Origin of the sequence: Fictibacillus sp. NPDC058756 (genome assembly GCF_042746035.1) — a bacterium.
GTDB lineage: Bacteria > Bacillota > Bacilli > Bacillales > Fictibacillaceae > Fictibacillus.
Map to the genome: position 1 here is coordinate 32,142 of NZ_JBHYPU010000003.1, position 21,762 is coordinate 53,903.

At 34.0% G+C, this 21,762-nt stretch carries 13 protein-coding genes; 11 read left to right on the forward strand and 2 right to left on the reverse strand.

Going from position 1 to position 21,762, the window contains the following annotated elements; translation table 11 throughout:
- Positions 1-11 precede the first annotated feature (11 nt).
- The 11 genes from ACFW35_RS18360 to ACFW35_RS18410 all read left to right on the forward strand — a co-directional run bounded on the left by ACFW35_RS18360 (position 12) and on the right by ACFW35_RS18410 (position 19,237).
- Positions 12-278, forward strand: a complete 267-nt coding sequence (locus ACFW35_RS18360; RefSeq protein ID WP_379847975.1) for a hypothetical protein — start codon at positions 12-14, stop codon at positions 276-278.
- Between the two features lie 68 nt (positions 279-346).
- On the forward strand, positions 347-2,533 hold the full coding sequence (locus ACFW35_RS18365; RefSeq protein ID WP_379847976.1) for a Z1 domain-containing protein: 2,187 nt from the start codon (positions 347-349) through the stop codon (positions 2,531-2,533).
- Positions 2,534-2,675: 142 nt separating this feature from the next.
- Complete coding sequence (locus tag ACFW35_RS18370) at positions 2,676-4,136, forward strand: type I restriction-modification system subunit M (protein WP_379847977.1); 1,461 nt, start codon at positions 2,676-2,678, stop codon at positions 4,134-4,136.
- Positions 4,137-4,139: 3 nt separating this feature from the next.
- Positions 4,140-5,330, forward strand: coding sequence for a restriction endonuclease subunit S (locus ACFW35_RS18375; protein WP_379847979.1), 1,191 nt, complete (start codon positions 4,140-4,142; stop codon positions 5,328-5,330).
- A gap of 15 nt (positions 5,331-5,345) precedes the next feature.
- Entirely contained in the window at positions 5,346-8,684 is a 3,339-nt protein-coding gene (locus ACFW35_RS18380; RefSeq protein ID WP_379847981.1) for a DEAD/DEAH box helicase family protein, read from the forward strand.
- A 93-nt stretch (positions 8,685-8,777) separates the two neighbouring features.
- Entirely contained in the window at positions 8,778-10,250 is a 1,473-nt protein-coding gene (locus tag ACFW35_RS18385; RefSeq protein ID WP_379847983.1) for a hypothetical protein, read from the forward strand.
- Between the two features lie 970 nt (positions 10,251-11,220).
- The gene (locus tag ACFW35_RS18390) at positions 11,221-13,089 is read left to right on the forward strand and encodes an AAA family ATPase (protein ID WP_379847985.1); all 1,869 of its coding nucleotides are present in this window, start codon (positions 11,221-11,223) and stop codon (positions 13,087-13,089) included.
- Between the two features lie 3 nt (positions 13,090-13,092).
- Positions 13,093-15,999, forward strand: coding sequence for a hypothetical protein (locus ACFW35_RS18395; protein WP_379847987.1), 2,907 nt, complete (start codon positions 13,093-13,095; stop codon positions 15,997-15,999).
- Positions 16,000-16,014: 15 nt separating this feature from the next.
- Positions 16,015-18,018 carry a hypothetical protein gene (locus tag ACFW35_RS18400; protein WP_379847989.1) on the forward strand — a complete coding sequence of 668 codons (2,004 nt, stop codon included), beginning with the start codon at positions 16,015-16,017 and terminating at the stop codon, positions 18,016-18,018.
- Between the two features lie 503 nt (positions 18,019-18,521).
- Positions 18,522-18,689 carry a hypothetical protein gene (locus ACFW35_RS18405; protein WP_379847991.1) on the forward strand — a complete coding sequence of 56 codons (168 nt, stop codon included), beginning with the start codon at positions 18,522-18,524 and terminating at the stop codon, positions 18,687-18,689.
- Positions 18,690-18,808: 119 nt separating this feature from the next.
- Complete coding sequence (locus ACFW35_RS18410; RefSeq protein ID WP_379847993.1) at positions 18,809-19,237, forward strand: ASCH domain-containing protein; 429 nt, start codon at positions 18,809-18,811, stop codon at positions 19,235-19,237.
- A 789-nt stretch (positions 19,238-20,026) separates the two neighbouring features.
- Here the strand turns inward: ACFW35_RS18410 and ACFW35_RS18415 are convergent.
- Positions 20,027-21,208 (reverse strand): DUF4317 domain-containing protein, encoded by a 1,182-nt coding sequence (locus tag ACFW35_RS18415; RefSeq protein WP_379847995.1) that lies wholly within the window; start codon positions 21,206-21,208, stop codon positions 20,027-20,029.
- A gap of 145 nt (positions 21,209-21,353) precedes the next feature.
- A complete protein-coding gene (locus tag ACFW35_RS18420) occupies positions 21,354-21,761 on the reverse strand; it encodes a hypothetical protein (protein WP_379847997.1) in 408 nt (135 codons plus the stop codon).
- Between the last annotated feature and the right edge of the window lies 1 nt (position 21,762).

Consider the following 21,762-nt stretch of genomic DNA (forward strand, 5'->3'; position numbering starts at 1 on the left):
GAGGGGAAATTATGAAATGGAAATATTGGAAGGTTGTGTTACGTTATGGTCATGTAGGGCGAAAGAATGAGGTAAGCGTAGCGAGGTTTCTGATTACAGAAGTCTTTTATAATCCAATTATGGTAATGGATTTAGCTTCTGAGATGCCTGGTGTTAAATGCAATGGAATATCCCAGGTTAATGAGATATATCAGGAAGAATATCTTATTGGCAAAAGAAAAGAGGTTGAAAACTTCTATCTTCAGAAATTAAAAGAAGGTAATGGTTTTACTTCATAAAATTACCAAAATAATTATTACTGATGGTATGTGAAGTCACTAAAACTAAATAAGGAAGGAAACAAATATTGAAAACAACTCAATTATCACTCGAAACTAAAGGAATATTTTACAATTTTTTAAAAGGCAAAAACAATTATGGAAATGAGTACTTATATTGTATTGAAAACACTGTTGAAAATTTGGTGCAACAACAGACATCAGCTAATAAACCAGGTATGTTATTAGGGAAGATTCAGTCTGGTAAAACAAGAACCTTTCTAGGGATAATGGGTCTAGCCTATGACAATGGTTATGATGTTGTAATTATCTTAACTAAAGGTACTAAAGCATTGGTTAAACAAACTATAGCTAGATTAAACCAAGAGTTTGATGGAATGATTGTACGTGACAAAATGCGTGTTTACGATATTATGTCCTTGCCTTCTAATCTAAGTAAATGGGAACTAAATAAAAAGCTCGCCATTGTTGTTAAAAAAGAAACAAGGAATATGGACAGAATTAGTGATGCTCTGTTTGAAACTTATCCTAATCTTAAGAATAAAAACATTTTATTTATTGATGATGAAGCGGATTTTGCGAGTGTTTCCTATGAAAATAATTCAGAGAAAAATATCATTGAAATGAAAGTAATAGCTTCAAAGCTTGATAATATTAGAGCGAATGTAAGCAAAGGATCATTTTTACAGGTTACAGCTACTCCTTACTCGCTTTATCTACAGCCGGAAGAGAGGGAGATTAATGATTTCCTTAAATTTGAACCTGTTAGGCCTGCGTTTACTGAGTTAGTACCTATACATGATAAATATGTTGGTGGTGATTTGTACTTTGACGAATCAAAAAATGAAGATTCACCAGCTTATTACTTATACAGGGAAATTACTGATAATGATTTAGATGTTATGAAAAAAATGGATTTGCGTCGTGTTAGAAAAGTAAATCTACTAACTCAAAATAATTTATATAACCTAAATCAGGCGGTTATCAATTTTATTGTAGGTAGTTGTATCAGGCGATGGCAGCAAAGATATCTAAATGAGGATGAAGAAAAATATTCGATGGTTGTTCATACAGAGAGAGGAAAAGGAGCACATGATTGGCAACAACAACTTATTAAACTCATTTTAGAGGATCTGGTAAAATTAGCAGAAGAAAAAAACGATTTGTTTATTGAGTGGATTGAACAGTCCTATAGTCATTTAATGAAGTCAGTTAGGCTTGTTCAAACACCAGAACCCTCATTTTATGAAGTACTTCGAGAAGTTAATGATGCATTAATTCAGGAAATGATTGTTGTTTCGACAGTGAATTCAGATAAAGATGTAGAAGAATTACTAGACTCTAATGGACAACTGCAACTTCGGACACCAATGAACATCTTTATAGGAGGTCAAATTCTAGATAGAGGAGTAACAATTGGTAATTTAACTGGATTCTTCTATGGCAGAAACCCAAAATCTTTTCAACAAGATACCGTGTTGCAACATTCACGAATGTATGGAGCTAGATCCATGGAAGATATAGCTGTGACTAGGTTCTATACTACCAGAAAAATTTATAATATCATGGAGAGAATCCATGAATTTGATACTGAATTAAGAGAGGCATTTGAAAAAGGACATAATCAGGGTGTAGTATTCGTTCAGAAAGATACATCAAATAAAATTGTTCCGTGTAGTCCGAACAAAATATTACTTTCGAACCTTGTAACACTAAAGCCTCATAAGAGGATATTACCGGTCGGTTTTCAGTCTGGATATAAGTCTTATATTAGTAAAAAGGTAGAAATGGTCTCTAAAGTAATTCAGGAATTAAAACAATTTTCACCACAAGTCATGGACGATGATGCATTCTTGGCACCTGTAAGTAAAGTGAAAAAAATCCTTTCCGTTATCCATGAAACCCTTGTAATGGAAGATGGCTACGAGTGGGATTTAGATGAATATTTCTCTATTCTGGACTATTTGACATTGGATAGTAAAGAAAATTTTGTCTGGATAATAGTCCGAGAGGGGAGAAATATTACAAGAATTGATTCGGAAGGAAGATTTGAGAACTCTCCTGATACACCTAAAGGTGAAAAAGGAGAGCTGAAAGTAGCGAGAAAAGTTGCAATTGACCACCCTGCTGTTATGCTACTAAAACAAAATGGTGATGCAGATAAAGGATGGAGAGACACACCTTTTTGGTGGCCTGTAATGCTCGCTCAATCAAACATAGAAACAACGATTTATGCGAAAGAAACTATTAAGTAATTTTTTGAATAAATATCATTTAGTAAGTTCAAGTAAAAATAGTGGTTGGTGGTAAGTGGGGTGAATACCCTTTACTGCCAATCTCTATATGCTTGTCTTGGATAGTGATATAATAGAATGGAAAATTCAAGGAGGTACCAATGTGATTACAGGTGAAATTAGAAGTAAAGTAGATAAAATATGGGAAACATTTTGGACGGGTGGTATTACTAACCCATTAACAGTGATTGAACAATTTACTTATCTATTATTTATAAAAGGATTAGATGAACAAGAGACAACCAAAGAGCAGGAAGCGGAGTTTTTAGGTATGGAACATCAAGGATTATTTCCTAAAGACAAGGAACATTTACGATGGAGTCGCTTTAAACAACTTGGGTCATCTGAGGAAATGTATGAAATCGTATCCAAAGAAGTATTCCCTTTTATCAAAAATTTACATGGTAAAGAGGATTCGGCTTACTCAAAATATATGAACGATGCGATGTTTATGATTCCTACTGCTAATATGCTATCTAAGATTGTTGATGGTATAGATAATATTCCAATGAAAGACCGTGATACAAAAGGTGACTTATATGAGTATTTGCTATCAAAAGTAGCAACTTCTGGTACAAACGGTCAGTTCCGAACGCCGCGCCATATTATCGATATGATGGTGGAACTAATGAAACCAACACCTGAAGATATCATTATTGATCCAGCAATGGGATCAGCGGGTTTCCTTGTTTCTGCGGCTGAGTACTTACGTAATAACAATAATGATTTGTTCTTGGTTCAAGGCTTAAAAGAGCATTTTAATAACACGATGTTTTATGGAAATGATATGGACAGAACGATGTTGCGTATCGGGGCAATGAACATGATGCTTCATGGGATTGATAACCCTAATATTGACTACCGTGACTCTCTTGCTGAAGTGAATAAAGATAAAGAACAATATACGCTAGTACTTGCAAATCCTCCATTTAAAGGTTCACTTGATGAAGAAGGGGTTTCAAACGAATTATTAAAACTGACAAAAACAAAGAAAACAGAACTGCTTTTCTTAGCTCTCTTCATCCGAATTCTGAAAGCTGGAGGACGTGCAGCTGTTGTTGTCCCAGATGGTGTACTATTTGGAAGCTCAAAAGCTCATAAACAAATTCGGAAAGAAATTATAGATACTCATAAACTTGAAGCAATAATTAAAATGCCTAGTGGTGTATTTAAACCTTATGCTGGAGTATCTACAGCAATTATAATTTTTACGAAAACTGGTGCCGGCGGTACAGATAATGTATGGTTCTATGATATGAAAGCGGATGGGTATTCATTAGATGATAAACGCACACCGATATATTCCAATGATATTGAAGATATTATTGCACGTTTTGGTAATTTACAAGGTGAATTGGAACGAAAACGTACAGAACAATCCTTCTTTGTAAAGGTTGACGAGTTACGTGAGAATGACTATGATTTGTCGATTAATAAATATAAAGAGATTGAGTATGAAGAAGCAGAGTATAAAGCTCCTAAAGAGATAATAGCTGATTTACAACAATTAGAATCGGAAATTCAGTACGGTTTAAATAACTTACAAAAATTATTGGAGGAATAACTGATGGAGTTTAAAAAGATTGAGGAGATCAATGAATATAAATCTAAATCAGTTAATCCTCAAAAAAATCCTAATGTATGGTATGAGTTATATAGTATACCTAGTTTTGATTCAAAATTGCCTGAAATTGTGCGAGGAAAGGATATAGCATCATCCAAGCAAATTGTAGAAGAAGGGGATATTTTAATTTCTAAAATCAACCCTCGCATTAATCGAGTATGGATAGTGAATAACCACTCAAAACACCTGAAAATAGCATCTTCTGAGTGGATTGTAGTTAGAACAAAGAAATACAACAATAAATATTTATCTTACTATTTTAAAAGCGATAGGTTTAAGCAATTATTATCCTCACAAGTCACTGGCATTGGTGGCTCATTAACTCGAGCGCAGCCTAAAAATGTTAAGAATTACAAAGTACTTCTATTATCCGTAAATAAGCAAAGAAAAGTGGTTGAATTGTTAGATGAAATAGGAAAAGTTATTGATAAACGCCTACTTCAAATAAAGGCATTAGAACAATTAACGCAAAATGTGTTTTTGGAGATGTATGGGGACATAAGGAGAAACAAGAAGGGGTGGGATATTGTTAGTCTTGAAGATATTTGTGAAAATATAATAGATTGCCCACATTCTACCCCGAAATACTCACAAGAAACAACAGAGTACGCTTGTATACGAACATCGGAATTGTCCAATGGATATATTAAATGGGGCTCAATGAAGTATGTTGATGAATCCGAGTTTGAAAAGAGAATAAAGAGGTTAAATCCTGAAATTGGAGATATTGTTTATGGAAGGGAAGGTACCTTTGGAGAGGCGGTAATATTAACGGATGAAAAGAGGTTTTGTTTAGGTCAAAGAGTAATGTTATTTAGACCTGATTATAAAGTTGTTAATAGCATTTATCTTTGGGCTATGGTTCGGTCTAAGGGAGTCTATCATCAAGCCCTCTCAAAAACAAGTGGGTCTACTGTTGGTCATGTAAATGTTAAGGATGTGAAGAAATTTAAGTGTTTTTTACCACCACTTGATTCACAAAATGAATTTGCACAAAAAGTAAAGAAGATAGAAATTCAGAAAAAAATATTGCATAAAAGTTACGATGAGACAATTGATATGTATAACTCTATAATGCAACGTGCCTTTAAAGGAGAACTATTCACCGAAGAAAAACCTTCGATACTTAAATAAAGAGGTGAAATATTCTTGACTACCAACTTTGGTTTTCTTAAAGGAAAAGCTCAATATAAGAGTTTTATTAATGCCTGCTTAGAAGCAGAGAAAGCTCTTATAGTTAGTCCAGCGACGTGTGCGATTTTGGCCCGTCGCGCCCTTGAGCTTGCAGTGAAGTGGCTTTACAGCTCTGATAGTGAATTAAAAGTTCCATATCAAGAGAACTTATCGAGTTTAATTCACGATTCTAATTTTCTTGCTATTATTGATGATGATTTACTTCCTTTGTTAAAGTACATTGTTAAGCTAGGGAATGTATCAGTACATTCTAACGCAAACGTTAATCGTGATGAAGCAATATTATCTCTACACAATTTACATCAGTTTGTGGCTTGGATTGATTACTGTTATTCGGATGAATATACTGCAAAAGAATTCGACGAATCTCTACTCCAACATGGTGAAGAAAAACGTGTAAGACCAAAAGAGTTACAAGACTTATATGACCAGTTAAGCTCTAAAGATCGTCGTTTAGAAGAAATGATGAAGGAAAATGAAGAGCTTCGTAAGGTAAATACAATCAAACGGGAATTAAATACAGATCAATATGATTTTGAGGTTGATGAAATAAGTGAGTTTGAAACAAGGCAGAAGTATATTGATCTTGATTTAAAACTAGCTGGTTGGGAATTCGGTACGGATGTTGTAAAGGAATTTGAAGTGACAGGAATGCCGAATAATCAAGGTTTTGGTTTTGTTGATTATGTACTGCTGGGTGATAATGGTAAACCTATAGGTATAGTTGAAGCAAAACGAACATCAAATGATCCTAATGTCGGTAAGCAACAAGCGAAACTATACGCCGACTGCATTGAACAAAAATATGGGCAGCGTCCCGTAGTTTTTTATACCAATGGTTTTGAAACCTATATCTGGCATAAACCCTATCCACCAAGAAGGGTATCTGGATTCTATAATAAAGCCGATTTAAAACTTGTTATAGATCGCCTCACAATGAAGCGAGAATTAAAGGATGTTGAAATTAACGATGATATAACGAATCGTTATTATCAAAAAGAATCAATTCTATCAGTTTGCGATGCGTTGGAACGAAATCAGCGAAAGATGCTGTTAGTTATGGCGACAGGTAGCGGGAAAACAAGAACAGCTATCTCGATTGTGGATGTCCTTTCTCGCCATAACTGGGTGAAAAACGTTTTGTTTCTAGCAGATCGTAAAACACTTCTACTTCAGGCAAAGAAAAACTTTAATAATCTTTTACCTAGCTTATCGTTATGTAATCTCTTGGATAACAAAGATAATCCTGATGAAAGCCGTATGGTCTTCTCTACTTATCCAACAATGATGAATGCCATTGATGAAGTCAAACGTAAAGATGGCAAGAAGTTATTTACTATTGGTCATTTTGACTTAATCATTATTGATGAATCTCATAGAAGTATATATAAAAAGTATCGTTCAATTTTTAACTATTTTGACGGTATGTTGCTTGGACTGACTGCTACCCCAAAAGATGAAATTGATAAAAATACGTATGAGGTATTTAACTTGGAAAGTGGTGCTCCAACATATGCCTACGAGTTGGAGAAAGCGGTTGAAGATGAATATTTGGTTGATTACAGAACCATCGAAACAAGAATGAAATTCCTTGAAGAAGGTATTCGTTACGATGATTTATCAGATGAGGAAAAAGAGTTATATGAAGAAACATTTGATGATGAGGTTGGAGATGATATTGATAGTGGAGCATTAAATGAGTGGCTTTTTAATGCTGACACAATTGATACCGTTCTCAAGAACTTAATGGAAAAGGGAATACATGTTGAAGGTGGAGATAAACTTGGCAAAACAATTCTCTTTGCGAAAAACCACCAACATGCGTTAAAGATAGTTGAAAGATTCGATGTTTTATTTCCAGAGTATGGCGGAGAATTTGCGAAAGTCATTGACTATAGTGTGAACTATTACCAAAGCCTAATTGAAGATTTCTCAACAAAAGAAAAAATGCCACAGATAGCTGTTTCAGTTGATATGCTTGATACTGGTGTAGATATTCCTGAAGTGGTTAACCTAGTATTCTTTAAGAAGGTCCGATCAAAATCAAAGTTCTGGCAAATGATTGGTCGTGGAACACGTTTATGCCCAGATCTACTAGGGATAGGGCAGGATAAAACTCATTTCTTAATATTTGACTATTGCGGTAACTTTGAATTCTTCAGAGAGAATCCGAAGGGTATTGAAGGAAAAGCTACCGAGAGTTTGACGGAAAAACTGTTTAATTCAAAAGTTGAAATCATTAAAGAACTTCAAGGGATGGAATACCAAACAGAAAATTATATTTCACACCGTAACGAAATCATTAATGATGTTTTTGCCGATATTAATGTATTAGATGATGAAAACTTCCGAGTTCGTCAACACTTGCAACATGTTCATAAATATAAAAATAAAGCTAATTGGAACTCATTAACGGTAATGAAAGTAAATGAAATTAAAGAGCATGTTTCTCCTATCATCGTACCATTTAATGATGACGAATTTGCTAAACGTTTTGACTTAGTAATGTACACTATTGAGTTAGCTAAACTACAAACAAAGAATGCTACTAAGCCAATACGAAGTGTGGTAACAACTGCAGAAGCATTGTCTAAATTAGGAACAATACCACAAGTAGTTGAGCAAAAGCCTATTATTAATAAGGTTTTAACTGAAGAGTTCTGGGAAAGTGCTGATATCTTTGAATTAGAAAGAGTTCGTGAAGCACTACGTGACCTGATCAAGTTTATTGAAAAAGAAAAGCAAAAAATGTACTTTACAAACTTCAAAGATCAAGTATTAGAGGTAAAAGAAAGCGGTCCGATCTTCCACACAAATGACTTACAAAATTATAAGAAGAAAGTACATCATTATCTTCAACAACATAGAGATGAAATAGCAATCCACAAGCTTAGAAATAACAAGAAGCTTACTGATCAAGATATAAAAACGTTGGAAAGTATTCTTTGGAACGAACTAGGAACTAAAGAAGATTACGAAAAGGACTTTGGGGATACTCCTATTACTAGGCTCGTAAGACAAATTGTAGGATTGGATACTCAAGCAGCGAATGAAGCTTTTTCGGAGTTTCTAACCAACGAAAAACTTAATATCTATCAAAGTAGGTTTGTGAAACTTATTGTGGATTATGTCGTGAAGAACGGAGTAATGGATAAGAAAGTGTTACAGCAAGACCCATTTAAGTCAGTCGGAAGTATTGTTGAGTTGTTTAAGGATAATATGGACGATGCCCGTAAGATTATTGGGGTTATTGATGAGATAAATCGAAATTCGGAAGAGATTGCTGGGGCGTAAAAATTCAACTAGGTACTGACCGACTACATTAGAAGGCACTTAAGATTTCTTAAGGTGCCTTTTTATTTCAATATAGAAAGAGAGGGAGGTCAATTGAATAAGGTAGTGTTGTCTACTATAGAAGTGGAGAAGTTAAAGGAGAAGTACGGTGGACACTTTGATCCAATAAAGAGTGATACTGACTTTAAGAAAGTCGTTGTCAAACTTAAGGGAAAAAGAATTGATGGTAATAACTCAAGGGAATTCTTTGATACTGTTAAAAGATTATTAGAATATATTCAAAGAACAGAGAATGAAAAGCACGCTTTATTACTTACACAAGTCTTACATGAAATAAGAATTCATTCCAAATTTTCGCTAACAGATAATGCAACCAATGTACATCAACTATGTGACCTAATTTTAATCCAGTTTAAACATTCATTAAAAGACAGAGTGTATTACAATGTTTTGAAACTACTAAACTACTGTGAAGGAACTTTAGGGAAATTTAATATTGATTCAGTCCTTAGACATAGAATAGATAACTTGGAAGGAAATATCTACGAATGTTTTAAATTGAAACTATCAATAGAACTTCTACATACATATTTAGTTTTAAATAAGAATGATGAATTGCATAAACTATTTTACGATATATGTGTTGATTGGTATAAGTTTGAGAAACAAGTTAATGAAAAGACATTTGAAAAGTTGCTTTGGTACAGTTTTATATTAGACAGGGACAAAGAAATTCAAGAACATATAAAACAATATGATAGCTTAATAAAGAGTAACCGTTGGGGTATACAACTCTACAGTTATGTTGGAAAAACTTTCTCAGAAACAGGCCATATCGATAAAGAAAAACTATTACTTCTTGTTAATCGTTTTAAAAAGATCAATGGATATTCTAACATTGAAAAAGAAAGCATTATTGAGCAAATACTCAAAAAAGTAAAAGAAAAGCAAGTAATAACGGAAGTAGAAAGGCTGTTATCATATAATCTTCCTTCAGGGGATAAATTAAGTGATATAAATCAAAGAATATTAATTAATTTAGCAGTCTACGAAAATAAAAGAATGTTAAAAATAAAAAAAATAATCCAAGTAGAAGCGTTCAGTCATCCAAAAAGAGAAGATATCTATGTAAACAGGTATTTATTAAAGAAATTAATAGAAGAAAATGCTTCTGGTTATATTTGTGTAAAAGAAGACAGAAAAGACAATCTAAAAGAGAAAATAGAAGTTGAAAACGAGTGGTTCAAATGGCCATCGACAGATGTTATTGAAAATGACAATGGTTCCAATGACTTAATGGGGTTAAATGAGAAAAGCGAATTACGGAAAAGAGGCTATCAAATCACTGGAACAACAAGGGAACAAAGGTGGAAAGTCTTACAACGTATAGTTCCTGACATTGGTTTAAAAAAGGTTGCGTATACAATTGCCGGAAACGTGAGATTAAGAAAAGGTCAGAAGGATGGGAATAAAAAATTCAGTTATTCTATTTCTGAGTGGGAGTATGACTTAGAAAAGCTCAAAAAGAAGTACTATAAAAAAGAATTTTACTGGCCAAAAACATAGTTCGAGAGATGGGTGCGCTTTAAGAACGTATATTCTGTAAAAGCACATATAGGAATAAATGAAAACATAGGGTTTATATAAAACCTGTAAAATGAGGTGTGAGTATTATGCCTATTGAAGTTTTGATATGGAAAGTAAACAGTGGTATAAAAAAGGTTTCTTTCTCACCTATTGAGTCTGAAGGAAATTAGAGAATATATTGTTAAAGTGGAATGGATAAAGACTGTCCCAAAAGAAGATGCCTTTTGGATAAAGGGCTTAAAAGCAAACCAGAATAGTGCATATAAGTTGAGAAGCCAATACACCATTGATAAAGTATCTGAGTTCTTTGGTCTTGACAATGATAAATAAAATAAAGAGACAATCCTGTAGTTGAGGATTGTCTCTTTTCCTAAAATGCTTCAAATTTTCACAGAAGATATTCAATTTTTATTATACTTCCATAGAAATGTCACCAGTTTTTCTGAAAAAATTTGGGATATTACTTACTATTTCAATAAGAATAGTTCTAACAGGAGCAGTTTTTTATAAATTTTCTCCTTAGTAAACATCATTTATATTCATGTATCTGCGATCACCATCCAAGCCACATTTAGGTAGTATCGCAGATTTTTTTAAAAAAAGAAGCAGGCTCCCAATAGGGGAAAACCCAAGGAGGCGATAATGAAGTTGATTCGCTTCTGATTTATCATAATAAAAGATTGAACTTTTTAAAGAGATTCTCTCATTTTTCCTGTAAAATAAAAGGTATACAAAATTAGCCATTTTGTTGGTTCTTATGTACCGAAGATTACATAGTAGGGGGTACCGTATGGAGTACATACTTTTTTCAGATTATTTAACCAAATTTGAGTACCTTCCAGAAAGAGAACAGTTTTGGAAGACTCTTGTAGGAAATGACGAGCTACGTTTACAGGGAAAGGTCGGTCTTCTGAACGAAGGCTTTTGTGTCATCAGTTCCCCTGTTAGCTTGGATGAAAATAATGAACTAAAGAGAATAGAGAATCCATTTGAGTATAAACAATTCTTATCAAAGGTAATTGGGACTGCTCCAGTAGCTAGGGAGTTGCATAGGAAGAAAATAAAACAAAACGATGTGGTGTTTTTTAGTCTTCAGATTGTTTCAGGACCTATTGCAGAAGGAAAAGACCCAATTGTTATAAAAAGAGGTTCTATTTCAAAGGCGAAAGAGGTTGGGCAATACTATGCCGCATTAGATATTCCTGCGGAGGACTCGTTTTTATTTACCGATTTTTCCTATGATAGAGAAAAAAATATCCACTACATGAGTGAGGATATTGAGAAAAAGTTTGAAGAAATAGCAGAAAAATTAAACAGAAAAAAGAAAGAGACAGCAGAGGAAGAGAAGAAGCTAAGGCAATTAATGGTGTTACATAAAAAGAATCAAAAGGACCTGGAAATAGAGTTGGAACAATTAAAGCAGCTAAAACTTGATGAAATAGAGAAAGAGAAAAAGAGTTTAATGGTCTTAAGATCACAGTACACAAGAGAGAAAAAGAAACTAGAAAAAGAGCTTGAGGATTATAAAACGGAAAAAACACATGATATTGAAAGTGAGATTAAAGAGTTGGAGAAGTTGAAAGAGCAGCTTAATTTCTATCAATTTTTATCAAAAGAACCTGGTGAACAGGAGGCTAAACAACAGCAGATAGGCAAGTCTTTTTCAGATAGAATTGAACTACTTACTTATATGCAGAAGTTTTTGCTTTCGAATAAGGAAAAGCCTTTGTTTTATGATTTAAATACTCTGCTTCAGTTTTATATTGGTATTTGTACGGAACAACTAGTTGTTCTGGCAGGAAGTCCTGGTACAGGAAAAACTAGTTTAGTAGAAGGATTTGCAAAGGCAACTAATGCAGAGCTTCGAATTATCCCTATTCAACCGAATTGGGTAGATAAGAGTGATCTGCTTGGCTTTTACAATCCGATTGAAAAGACATATGTATCTACTCCTTTTTTAGATGCGATTTTAGAAGCTAAAGAGAATAAGGGTAAGCTGTACTTTATTTGCTTAGATGAAATGAATCTTGCACATATTGAATATTATTTTGCGGAGTTTTTAAGTAAGCTGCAAACAGATCGCAAAATTCAGCTCTATAGCTCGAATATTAAAAGTGAAATGGAAGAAGAGCTACAGGCAAGATATACGCATTTCCAAAAAGAAGTAAAGGAGATAGAGTTTGATGAATACTTTGCAAAGGCGAGTGACCCTTCATTAGAAAATTATTTTACGATAAAAAGACTGTTTAGGCTACTTGAAAGCTATCCAGACACCTTAGAGATACCAAACAATATCCGTTTTATTGGAACGATTAACAAGGATGAAACGACGAAGGATTTGAGTCCAAAGGTAGTTGACCGAAGCTTTTTCATTAAATTAAATTCATTTGACTCGGAGAAAATGGATGCAGCACAGTCAAAATTGCAAAAGGATAAAAGTGAGTACAATACTTTTATTTCTCTTTCTCCTTATGATATAAAGCCTGTATCTGGTAAGTGGGAAGATAGAGAAAAGATTCGCATTCAGCGCACGAAAAACAATCTATCAAACTATGGAATAGAGCTTACGAATCGTTTTGAAAGAACAGTGAGCCAGATACTAGGTTTAGAGCTAGTTTCCCCCATCCAATTATTTGATATTATGAATGCGTGTCTAATTCTACCTAAGGTGAATGTCGATTCCTATGAGGTGGATGTGGTCAAGCTACTGGAAGAGCTGTCAAAGAATACGAGTGATGATTCAGACATCTCTAAGCACATACTAGAAAAGATGAAAATAAGTGACGAAACTACCACTACCTTAACTTATTGGAGGTAGCCTATGAAGCTTGTAGCAAAAATGGCAAGATTCGTTCTTGACCAAGAAGAGATTGAGAGGCGAAGAGGTAGGTTTTCTTATAGTGAGGTACAGTTTCTTCCTAATCCAGAGGATTTTTCTTCCTTAATCGTTGGTTTAGAGAACCGTCATAAAACCTTTGTGACAGAAAGTCATTTTCGAGGGAATGACAACAAAGGGTTTTATGTTCTTGTTTTTTCCGTCGTGTATATGGGTGAAGACGAGAAGCCTACAGATTTTCGAATTCAGTATTTTCCTAAAAAGGATAAAAGAGAAAAAAAACTCAAATATGATCCGACTTATAATATCTTTTTCGATGAGCCCAATTTAATAAAGAATAAAGGCAGATGGACGTATAGTAATAAATTAAAGGATGCAGTTTTTGGCTCTGTCAGCACAGGGAATTTTTATCTGAATGTATATAGAGAAGGTCTTTCGACTCCAATAAATGATTCACCTTATAAAATTAGTGTGTTACCATCGTCGTTATCTCTAGAGAATTTCAAAGAAATGGTCGATGACATATTAGCAATTCGTAGAGAACTTATAATGGCACAGAATACAGCAAAGCAATCAATTCAAACAACATGGCATCATGCCTTAAACGAGATTGAAGAAGCTTTAAACAACATTACGAAGCCAATGAAAGAAATCAATGCTCAGCCAAAAGTAAAGTTAGAAGAATCGTATGTCAAAAAATCACTCAGAAACATTAAGAAGTTTAATGGTAGAACGGTGATGAATCTTTTGTTAAATAAAGGGGCTAATAAATATGTAACCTCTCATGCGACAGAGAGCACTGATATTTATGAAAATCAAATGATTCTGTATACACTTACAAAGTTGAACAAATATGTGGAAGAGTCTGATGTTCATTTTAAGAATAAATTAACTAGTAGAAAAAGGGAAATCGACAAACAAATAACAAAACTTCTCAAACAATATAAGAAAAATGATCTAGATGAACTTGAGGAGTTTATTCGATATTTTCAATATAACAAAGAGGGCTTTTGCCGTGATATCCTGAAGACAGTATATGAACAAAGCTCTGTTTCAAAGCAAAATACAGTAGAGATAACCATCTACGTTGATAAAAAAAGCTTTCAAATTGATAAGAGTATGACTTTTTTTCATGACAAATTAGTTGCCTCTTATAAGACCGAATTTTTTGACAGGGACCATAGATTCTGGGGCTTAGATTATAATAGAGGACATTACTATTTCGTGGATAATCCCAATAATCGAATTGCGATAAAGGGGCGTAGAGCAGAGATTCATTTAACCTCGGGTGATTATCGTCAACATCTACTTCTTCACCATTTTCTTAGTGAAAATACAACGTTAGGCCTATTAGAGATACATGCTGTTGTGGAGAAGAATAATAGTACTGAGAGTGATCCTTTAAAAGAAAGGCCGACAGAAGGGGGAAGATTTAACAATACTTATGATTATCCCTTGAAAATAGTAGAGCTTAAGCGGATTAATGATATGTCATCCGCTGACTTTAAAGGAAAACTAGAGGAATTGGTTTCTCTATTTTCTTATTATGGGTCATTAGGTTTAACGTCAGAAACACTAAAACAAATAGATACATTAAGGAAAAAAAAGAACAACCATCAATCCGTAATACAAGAAGATAATCAACTACAAGAACAAATTACACGAATAAGTAATAAGATTACATATTTTAGAAAACTACCGTTTTTAAAGGGTGTCACTCAAAGAAAGCTTCCTTGGCGGCTAACACAGGTATTTATTAATGATCGTTACTACTCAAGAATATGGGGAAACTTACGAAGCTTAGATAAAAGATACGAATTTACATCTGACTTTAATGAAGAGGATATTTTGGTGAAAAAGACAGATGAGCTTTATGAATATTGGATACTTATTCATCTATTATTGAATCTGAAAAATACTGGATGGACTTTTACAAGTGGATATTCAATTAAGGAAGCTATTGATATTCTAGTCAAGGACAAGACATCTTGGAGTCTTGAAGGTTGCACTTTTTCGCTTCAGCATAATGGGAATCACTTTAGGTTGAATAATGATATTGCAGAACAGCATACTGCTCCAATACACATTGAGAAAATAGTGATGGATGTTCATTATAACAGAAAGATAAGTGGGTTAAAACCAGATTATGCTTTTGAAGTGAAGCTGTATGCGAAACTCTCTAAAGAGGATCAAGAAACAAAGGTTTATTCTAAGTGGTTTTACCTTGATGCAAAATATAGAAATTATGAAGAACAGAATCAACTAGATAGCTTCTACTATGATATTAACGAAGTTGCGATTGGAAAGTACTTAAATCAATATCGTAAAAAAGGACAACCATCAAGTGCAGCATTTTTGATTCATACAGATACAAACAATAAGTATAATTTTTTCGGGGGCTTTCATAATGATATAGCAGATTCAAGTCTTCATGATGTGTACGATCCTTATTCGGTTCCGTTTAGTTATGATCCAATTGCGTTTCAATTACCAGCACCAATCCATACACATTTTAATCGGAATCCAAGACATATGTATGGAGGATTTTCCTGCATTCCTGGAGAGACGGAAAATTTAAAAACTTTTGTCAAAATGCTGTTAGAGTATCATTTTATAGAGCATATGACGCCATCTATTTGTTGGGACTGTGGTAGCACGAATACGTTAATTGAACGAAGAGAAATTTCTCCAAACAATTATAAGTACTACATTACTTGTAACGACTGTAGTGAATTCTGGGTTCGTAATCACTGTAAGGAAAGTGGACACAAGTTAGTAAAGCACATTGTTAATTACCATAAGGAAGAACATGATGACTATCCTTGGTATGTGAAATGTCCTGTCTGCAACAATATTCATTATGAAGAAGAGGAAGATCCATTTATGTTTTAAAGGGAGGAATAACATTTGCGCTTAGAACTATGGCTGGATGAGAGTGGTGACTTTGTTAGTGATGCCAACACAAGATTAAACCCCTCCCTTGTTGGTGGAGTGTTGATTCCTGTGGGGATAATTGATGAAGGCATTGCTAGAAAAATGCTGGGGAAACCGTATGTGCATTTTACGGATGAACCAGCCGATTATACATTAAATATATTAAAAGGTGTTCAAGAGAAAAAAGGTAGCTTTGTAGTTTTTCAAAATCAAGAGAGAGTCCAAATAATTGATAGTGATACGACGTACTTAAACGTTCTAGCAGAAGGGATTATTCAGCTTCTTTTACAGCTCGCAGCTGTTTATCGACGCTTTGAGCTTTCGATTATGGTTGCTACGAGAAAAAATATAAATAATGGCTATGGTATTATTTCTCCTGAACAATATAAAAAAAGACTTCGTGAACGAGTAATTGTTGGATTAGCTAGAAAATCCCTCACTAGTAAATGGAAGTATACAATTAAGTTTGATGATGCTCGTACAAGCTCAAGACTTATGCTAGCAGATGGAGTGTGCAATACGTATTTAACGAGAACGTCTTCAAAATTCACTGATTGTGACCGGGAAGTTATAAAAAGTATGTACAAGCAAGAATATTTATTTTCCTTTTTTGAAAGTTCGGTGGAAAAGGAATTGTACAAATTGCTTGGAGAAGGAAATATAACAGATGCGCTCTATGAAATTTACAATAATAATGAATTACAAAATAGAGGATATTACTTGGATGTTGTCTTAAAGCGACTTGAACAGCTAGATGATCATAGTAGGGGAATTCAATTATCAGGCATTTCTACTAAATTTGATACGTTAATTAAAATTGATAGAAAATATGAATATGTGAAACCTGTATTAAAGAAGATCCAGGATGAATTATTTCCGTTACTAGATAAATATTCTATTTGTAGTTCGGAATTTAAGCTAGATATAATTTTATATCTTTATACGATTTATACACATGAGGGTAGTGTGGATGGTGACATTCAGGACAAACTAGCTCAAGAGCAGTTGCAGCATGTGAACGACATAATGATTAGGCTAAAATACTTTAATATGTATAAAATCCGCAGAGGAATACATGAAAAGAATATGCTTAACGTCTTTGGATCCATTGACAACCTAACAAAGGGTATTGATGTTCTAGAGGAAACGTTAGAAATGATCAGTTTGTTAGATGAGGATGAAACAATGGGCGAGACTAAGTATGAGTATTTAGGGAAGAACTATGGAACTCGCGGACAGGGGTATACAATGCTTATTCACGAGGATCCAGACTACTTAGCACTAGCGATTAAAGACTTTGACCGAGCATTATCTCACTTTACTCTAGATAAAGATATTGATAGGCAGTATATTTATAAAACGATGGCATATTGTGAAGGGAAACAGTTTGCGAGTGCTTTACAGTACTTATTTAAGGCGTGTCATTTAGAGTTTATTGAGGAGAATTTCAGCGAGTTATTTGATTATTTAAAGGCACAGGATATGACGAAGGTGATTTTTAAATATCTTTACTATATAAAAATAATGGCATTTGCAAAGGAAGATGGGCAGGATGAATTAGCGGATAATATGTTCCAAGCATTAAATAATGCCCACGTTACAGTTGAAAGCCTTCAAAAAAGTCAAGAGTCTCCTCATCCAATCCAGTTTATATTTTGGTTTATGGGTTTGTATTCTGCAAGGCGAGGAAAACAAAAGGTAGGCTTAAAATACTTAGATGATGGAATTGAGATTTGTAATAGTCTATCCTTTGAAAACATAACACTTAAGTTAATTCAATTAGGAATGTATGCGGAAAAAGCACTCATCCATGAAAGGTACAAAAAGGATGTAATCGATTTTTATAAGAAAATAACAGAGAACTGCGGACAAGTCTCTATCTTAAAATACATTATCTATTTTGAAGGCTTAACAGAAGCTAAGCTTACTAAGCAATATTTAAAGAAAATAGTTCAAGTAACAAGGTGTATTAACTAAAGGAAATACTTCTAAATTATTTTGGTATGTTTTCTTATATGTTATTGATATCCTGAAAGTAATTTGATAGCCATACTTCCGCTTCCACATTTTACGACTATTATGCTATTAATGAACATCACTATACCATTCTAACTGTGATCACCATCCAAGCCATGTCGAGTGTGTGAACAGAAGGGTTAAACTATCCGTTATGATTTTGCTAACAATTTGCTAACGCAATCCAGTGAAAAAAGGTAAAATCCCGTTAAAGATATTACATACAAAAATTAACAAAACCTAGATATACCGCACTATTTGCACACTGCGAGTAAGATATTACACACTCTCACCTTAGGGGCGGCATGATGTAATCTGCCCCCAAGGCACTTTACATCTAAGTACCATTTCTGAAGAAGACTACTTCCTAAATTGGAGGTAGTCTTTTTTGTGTTTATGAAGCAAATTGTGGAACAAGATTTTTCGGGGAGTAACAGGCACACAGAATATTCTCCCTTAAGAGAATGGATGTTTTATCTCTCGGCGATATTGAACTTCAACGTGCTGCAAAATGGCTATATATGAACAAGAAGCAGATGGGAAGATCCTATTACAACAAAAATCAATTCTTTTTGAACCATATGGAACTATATCATCTTTATATGTATGGGAAATTATTAATTGCGGATTAATAAAAAAAGCTGCAAATTAAATTTTATGTTGATATTGTATAAAATCTAATGCAGCGGGATAAAATTAGCTCATGAAAATAACAAACTGTTGAAAAATTTTTAAAAGGAGCATTTCTCAAATGAAGGTGCTTTCAATGATTCAACCTTGGGCCACCCTTTTCATCTTAAATGAAGCTCAATATGAGACAAGGACATGGAAAACTAACTATCGTGGTTCTTTAGCCATCCATACAAGTAAAAAGGCAGATAACAGTGTTTTAAATAATGTGTATATTCAGCACCTTCTTAGTGAACACGGATTCAACAAAGAGAATCTACCTAAAGGTATGATTATTGGTGTATGTAACCTAATTAATTGTTTAAAGGTAACAGAAGACGCCCAGGGATATGCAGTATTGGAGGATGGACGTATAGTCCGGGGTAATGATTATTTATTAGGGGATTTTAGAGTAGGGAACTATGTTTGGGAAGTTTCCAATAAGGAAATGTTAATCAATTTTATACCAGCAAAAGGAAAACTGGGTTTATGGGAATACGATTTAAATTAGTTGATTAAATTGGGAGAAACATACTAATTTTTAATGAAAAACCAACTGAATAAATTAATTTCCTTCAACTGAATGCCAAGAAATTAAAAAGGAAAATAATTAAAAGGGACATTATTGTTTAATTAAATACAAAATCAATGTTTTGATAGTGAGAGAGGAAATTGTCAATACCAGCAGGTTATTTAGTTTACCAAAAAGGAAAATCTCCAACTTTAATGGAATCATTGTCCATTTTGATGAGCCTAAGCATAATCAAGACCCTTATATTTGGAATAAACAATTTTACATTCAACATGTCCTATCACTCAAATGAGGACGGGACCGGGACAAATTAACTTCTGGGTAAGTGGTAATGCCTTTCCCAATTTTACAAACCCATTTTGTGATTTGGTGTTTGTGGTTGAAAGTAAACATTATTGGTCTGAGAAAAATAATATAGCTTTTGATGATGAAATTGTTGATAGTGAAAATGCTTATAAAGATTATTATTATCATAGAGTAAGGTGAGAGTGAAATGCTAAAATTTTGCTAACCTAGGAAACTTTAAAAGAAGCTTCTCATAAGTTGAAAAACTTGTGAGAAGCTTTTTTTGTATCTCTTGTTGCTTTTGGTTTATTAAGTTGTACTTCATTGCCAAGTTGATTGGAGTGCAAGGTAGCCGACCACGTGCGTTCTTTAAACAGCAGCGGAACAGGTGAGAGACCGTAAGAGCAGAGTTCTGAGGGGGCTCACCGCATGCCCCGCGGAAAGCGAGTAACCTGTAACGAAAATCAATCACTCCTAAGAAGATTACTTTTCTACTTTTTCACCAAAAGCCTCTGGAATCATCGTAAACCCTTCAATCACCGTATCTTCTTCCACTTCAATCATGAGGTAACGTTTACCGCTAAGATGTACTTGCTTAACGTATCTTAAATCTTGCGGGCTGATCGAAATGTTAGCTACTTTTGTATTGATTTTAATAGATTTGGAATTATACTTCGGCACGACGCTGCTCGCTTTAAACTCATACTTATTATCATCAATCACTTTTTGGAAAGCTGTTTCTACTTTTTCCGGACTCACATCTTCAACACCGCTCGCCATTAATACTCGTTCAACGTCTTTTGAGTCTAATCTAGGATGTTCTTCTTCTTCATTTTCCTCGATCATTCGGTTAATCTCTTCATACACATTGGAGAGAGTGGATGTATTCAACTGATCTCCTGTAACGTCTTTGATGATTTCTTCAAATACGATCTTATCGTCTTTTGCCGTCATGATATCTTCGCCATTTAAAACTTGCTCAATGAAATCATAATCGGGCTCATGTACTTTTCCTGCTGAATAGAGAATGTGGTTAACATCTGCTGCATTATCACTGAAACAAGGAAAAAGAAACCCACCGATTGGCGCATTCAGGTTGATGATAGGATCGACGACAAAATTGTACTTGAATTCTTTTTCAATATAATCAAAGAGAAGTTCTTTTTTCGGTTCTTGTGTATTGTTTATGCTGCACAAAATAAAGGGGAAGGAGTAGACGGCATCTCGTTCACTTACTTCAGCCTCTTCATTTTTGCGTTTTGTGGGTTTATAGTATTCTCCCTTAATAAAGGTAATAACAATATCTTTTTCGTATTGTCGGTTTAAAAGCATTTTGCCTACCATTTGAAGCATGCGCTCTTTCCAGTCTTCCACATCACTGCTCAGCATACCTTGATGCAAAATGAGCTGGCTGTTGTTTTCTGCATTCTTTTGAAACTTTAATTCAAAGAGCTTTTCATCTAGATTTCCGCCAAGTAATTTTTTAAAGTTATTTAAAAACAGTTCTTGTTGTTCTGGATCCAGCATTTCGAAAGGCTGACTCGCGTGATGATAAATATCACTCGATTCCTTCGTAATATAGACGTTAAAAATAGTGGAGATTTTAAGTAAATCATTATCTTTTTTAAATTGCTTTCGAATCTGTGCTACGTCTTTTTTGTTCATGTTCTAAACACTCCTACGTTGCTGCGATTTTAAAGGCGGTCATTCTCAACCTTTTGAAGTATTATTTATTTTAACATTTAGAAGAAGTTAAGTGTCATGGGGATATTCCGCAGAAAAAAACCTCCTCGATATTGAGAAGGTCGATTTACATATTTAACAAGTCTTTTAACTTGGCGACATCTTTCTCTTGTAGTGTATAACCCGTATGAGTATCCTCGATATTCATAATCATTCCACCACTGTGATCTTTTCTTAACCAGAGAAAATAGGTTTCTTTATTGCCTTCTGAATCAATGAGGCTAATTTCAAAATTATTTTTCGCCACATCTAAAATGCCAAGTATCTTATCAGCAGATTGTATAGCATCTCGAGCGATTTTTATTTCCTTTTCTTCATAAAAGGTCTTATTTACTTCACCTGTTACTTTTAGTTTTTCTAATGTTTCTTGAGCGCTTTTTTTATGGGCAGTTCCGTTTGTTTCTGAGTAAATGTTACACCCTGAAAATAAGATTGAACAGACGACTATAGAAAAAATAATAAATCCCTTTTTCATT

What these genes read in the sequence shown, in the direction of transcription:
- ACFW35_RS18360 (WP_379847975.1), top strand. Translation starts at nt 12, where the DNA reads ATGAAATGGAAATATTGGAAGGTTGTGTTACGTTATGGTCATGTAGGG.
- ACFW35_RS18375 (WP_379847979.1), top strand. Translation starts at nt 4,140, where the DNA reads ATGGAGTTTAAAAAGATTGAGGAGATCAATGAATATAAATCTAAATCA.
- ACFW35_RS18395 (WP_379847987.1), top strand. Translation starts at nt 13,093, where the DNA reads ATGAAGCTTGTAGCAAAAATGGCAAGATTCGTTCTTGACCAAGAAGAG.
- ACFW35_RS18405 (WP_379847991.1), top strand. Translation starts at nt 18,522, where the DNA reads ATGGATGTTTTATCTCTCGGCGATATTGAACTTCAACGTGCTGCAAAA.
- ACFW35_RS18410 (WP_379847993.1), top strand. Translation starts at nt 18,809, where the DNA reads ATGAAGGTGCTTTCAATGATTCAACCTTGGGCCACCCTTTTCATCTTA.
- ACFW35_RS18415 (WP_379847995.1), bottom strand. Translation starts at nt 21,208, where the DNA reads ATGAACAAAAAAGACGTAGCACAGATTCGAAAGCAATTTAAAAAAGAT.
- ACFW35_RS18420 (WP_379847997.1), bottom strand. Translation starts at nt 21,761, where the DNA reads ATGAAAAAGGGATTTATTATTTTTTCTATAGTCGTCTGTTCAATCTTA.